This window comes from Haemophilus haemolyticus M19501 (assembly GCF_000222025.1).
Classification (GTDB): Bacteria; Pseudomonadota; Gammaproteobacteria; order Enterobacterales; family Pasteurellaceae; genus Haemophilus; species Haemophilus haemolyticus_G.
Window position 1 is genome coordinate 1 of the sequence record NZ_AFQO01000021.1, and the last position, 3,899, is coordinate 3,899.

The 3,899-nt window shown below is 41.5% G+C and carries 1 protein-coding gene and 1 pseudogene; both read right to left on the reverse strand.

Features of this window, described 5'->3' with window-relative positions; all coding sequences use genetic code 11:
• On the reverse strand, positions 1–187 hold a 187-nt coding region (locus tag GG9_RS09730; protein WP_032825224.1), incomplete at its 3' end, for a hypothetical protein.
• Positions 162–3,899: pseudogene (locus GG9_RS0109140) on the reverse strand (hypothetical protein); the annotation flags it as partial. The gene GG9_RS09730 and the pseudogene GG9_RS0109140, both read right to left, overlap by 26 nt.

A 3,899-nucleotide genomic window follows, 5' to 3' on the forward strand; every position in this document is an offset into this window, starting at 1 on the left:
AGTTGTCAGCACCCTCTTTAGCTTTCACTTTGATTGTGCCGTCATTTTCCTCAAGACCATCGCCAACTTTTGTTTTCGCTACATCAACGGTTACTACGTATTTACCACCGTTTTCAGATTTCGCAGATACAGTCGCTGCACCCTTACCTTTAAACTCAACTTCATTGGCGTTTTTTAACCGCTGCATGGAACTCTTTATTATCTTCAACACCAGTACCGTCAGCTTTTGTGGTTTTATCAGATGAAAGCACCCAGCCCAAGCCCGCTAAGTCGCCGACGGTTGCAGCTTTGCTTGCTAAAGCATTATCTGTAGTAGTACCGCCAGTTGCAGGTGTTGTAACAGCATCTAAATTAATTAAGCTATTTTTAGCTGTATTAGTGTTACCACCTGCAGGTTGAGTTCCCGCACCATTTGGAGTTGCGCCATAAGTGGTTAAAGCACTCTTAACATTGGCAATTACTTGATTACCCGCTTTAATGCCATCTTTGGTTACGCTGATTTTATCTTCTTCTTTAGCTGTCACACCCGCATTGGTTGCTGGCGTGATGGTTAAGCCGTTTTGGTCAATCTTAGTGATTGCACTATTTCCGCCATTAGCTGTATCGCCTAAAGTAATGCTCGTTAAGCCTGTTAAAGCATCTTTCAGTGAATAAGTAAAGTTCGCACCCTCTTGTTTCACTTTTAAGTTCTTGCCCGCTTTAAAGGTTACCGTTTCGCCTGCTTTGACTTCTTTGCCATCGGCATTGTTATTATTATCTAACTCGCCACCGTCTTCACTTCCAGCTTTTGCAGTCCAACTTAGTTTATTTAAAGCCTCAGCTAACCCCTCTGCATTAACGAGCTTTTTCTTCTCTGTATCAGTAGTTGGGGTAGCAACTTTACCGCCTGTCACAGTAAGTGCGGTCGTATCTGCTGTGATTTTTTTGTTAACAGTATCAAGTTTTAAACCGTCGCCAACATTTACATCGTACTTAACAGTGATGTCGCCGTTATCACCTTTACTTACGATAGCTGTAGTCGCATTACCATCAGCAAAGGTTACATTTGTGCCTGATTTAACAGTCTCAAAGTTACCAGCTTGACCATTAGCATCTGTTGTTTTAACTCTCCAACCAGCCTTGTTCACTGCATTAATTACAGCTTCTGCAGTCACTAAGCCTTTACCCTCGTCTGCATCTTCAGTTGTGCTAGCATTCGTAGCTTGATTTTTCTCTTTGTTATCTTTTCCAGTAAATAACTTACCGTCTTTTTCTTTGATAACAGAAGTCTTCGCACCGATTTTAACTTCGGTTCTCTTACCGTTTTCTTTACTATCTACAGTTACGGTTGTGGTATCTTTATCTCCGCTAATAAAGTCTACCGTGTCGTAGGTCGCTACAAAATCAACATTATCAACATCACTACCTGTAGACTTAACCCCTCTAATATTCCAACCTGCATTCAAGACATCTTTAACGCTTGCTGCACGTTTTTTCTCCTCATCGTCAATGCCATTGCCATCTAATTTATTCACAACCCCAACATTCAATAGAGTATCTTGCAAAGTAGAAGCAATACCGTTCAGATGAACTGACTTATCTCCATTCACTGCTGTCGCTTTAGCAAAGTTCAAGCCTTTACCATCACTAGTAACATCAACCGCATTCGCACCAGAACCAATAGACAACTTATCACTCACTTTTGCAGAGGTCACATCAAGGTCTTTCGCTAAAGCAAAGGTTACATTAGCCCCATCACGTTTAACTTTTAAGTTTTTACCCGCTTTTAAGGTTAAGGTGTCGCCTGCTTTGAGAGCTTGGTCTTCAGTTTCATTTTCGCCTGCTGCATCATTTTCAATATCATCAGTTGTACTTCCCACTTTCACGAAAGTTGAAGCACTATTGACAGCATCTGCAACATCGCCAACAGTCGCCACTTTTTTCTTGTCATCTGCGGTTGCTTGTCCGCCATTTGAAGCCTTAACAGTTACTTTACCGCGGTCGGCAGTATTGGTATTTCCACCTTGAGCAGCAGGAGTTGTTGTCTCTACTTTATTAAACTCGCCTTTAGTAACAGAGGCACCTTCATTAGTTACAGTCAATAAGTTGTCAGCACCCTCTTTAGCTTTCACTTTGATTGTGCCGTCATTTTCCTCAAGACCATCGCCAACTTTTGTTTTCGCTACATCAACGGTTACTACGTATTTACCACCGTTTTCAGATTTCGCAGATACAGTCGCTGCACCCTTACCTTTAAACTCAACTTCATTGGCGTTTTTAACCGCTGCATGGAACTCTTTATTATCTTCAACACCAGTACCGTCAGCTTTTGTGGTTTTATCAGATGAAAGCACCCAGCCCAAGCCCGCTAAGTCGCCGACGGTTGCAGCTTTGCTTGCTAAAGCATTATCTGTAGTAGTACCGCCAGTTGCAGGTGTTGTAACAGCATCTAAATTAATTAAGCTATTTTTAGCTGTATTAGTGTTACCACCTGCAGGTTGAGTTCCCGCACCATTTGGAGTTGCGCCATAAGTGGTTAAAGCACTCTTAACATTGGCAATTACTTGATTACCCGCTTTAATGCCATCTTTGGTTACGCTGATTTTATCTTCTTCTTTAGCTGTCACACCCGCATTGGTTGCTGGCGTGATGGTTAAGCCGTTTTGGTCAATCTTAGTGATTGCACTATTTCCGCCATTAGCTGTATCGCCTAAAGTAATGCTCGTTAAGCCTGTTAAAGCATCTTTCAGTGAATAAGTAAAGTTCGCACCCTCTTGTTTCACTTTTAAGTTCTTGCCCGCTTTAAAGGTTACCGTTTCGCCTGCTTTGACTTCTTTGCCATCGGCATTGTTATTATTATCTAACTCGCCACCGTCTTCACTTCCAGCTTTTGCAGTCCAACTTAGTTTATTTAAAGCCTCAGCTAACCCCTCTGCATTAACGAGCTTTTTCTTCTCTGTATCAGTAGTTGGGGTAGCAACTTTACCGCCTGTCACAGTAAGTGCGGTCGTATCTGCTGTGATTTTTTTGTTAACAGTATCAAGTTTTAAACCGTCGCCAACATTTACATCGTACTTAACAGTGATGTCGCCGTTATCACCTTTACTTACGATAGCTGTAGTCGCATTACCATCAGCAAAGGTTACATTTGTGCCTGATTTAACAGTCTCAAAGTTACCAGCTTGACCATTAGCATCTGTTGTTTTAACTCTCCAACCAGCCTTGTTCACTGCATTAATTACAGCTTCTGCAGTCACTAAGCCTTTACCCTCGTCTGCATCTTCAGTTGTGCTAGCATTCGTAGCTTGATTTTTCTCTTTGTTATCTTTTCCAGTAAATAACTTACCGTCTTTTTCTTTGATAACAGAAGTCTTCGCACCGATTTTAACTTCGGTTCTCTTACCGTTTTCTTTACTATCTACAGTTACGGTTGTGGTATCTTTATCTCCGCTAATAAAGTCTACCGTGTCGTAGGTCGCTACAAAATCAACATTATCAACATCACTACCTGTAGACTTAACCCCTCTAATATTCCAACCTGCATTCAAGACATCTTTAACGCTTGCTGCACGTTTTTTCTCCTCATCGTCAATGCCATTGCCATCTAATTTATTCACAACCCCAACATTCAATAGAGTATCTTGCAAAGTAGAAGCAATACCGTTCAGATGAACTGACTTATCTCCATTCACTGCTGTCGCTTTAGCAAAGTTCAAGCCTTTACCATCACTAGTAACATCAACCGCATTCGCACCAGAACCAATAGACAACTTATCACTCACTTTTGCAGAGGTCACATCAAGGTCTTTCGCTAAAGCAAAGGTTACATTAGCCCCATCACGTTTAACTTTTAAGTTTTTACCCGCTTTTAAGGTTAAGGTGTCGCCTGCTTTGAGAGCTTGGTCTTCAGTTTCATTTTC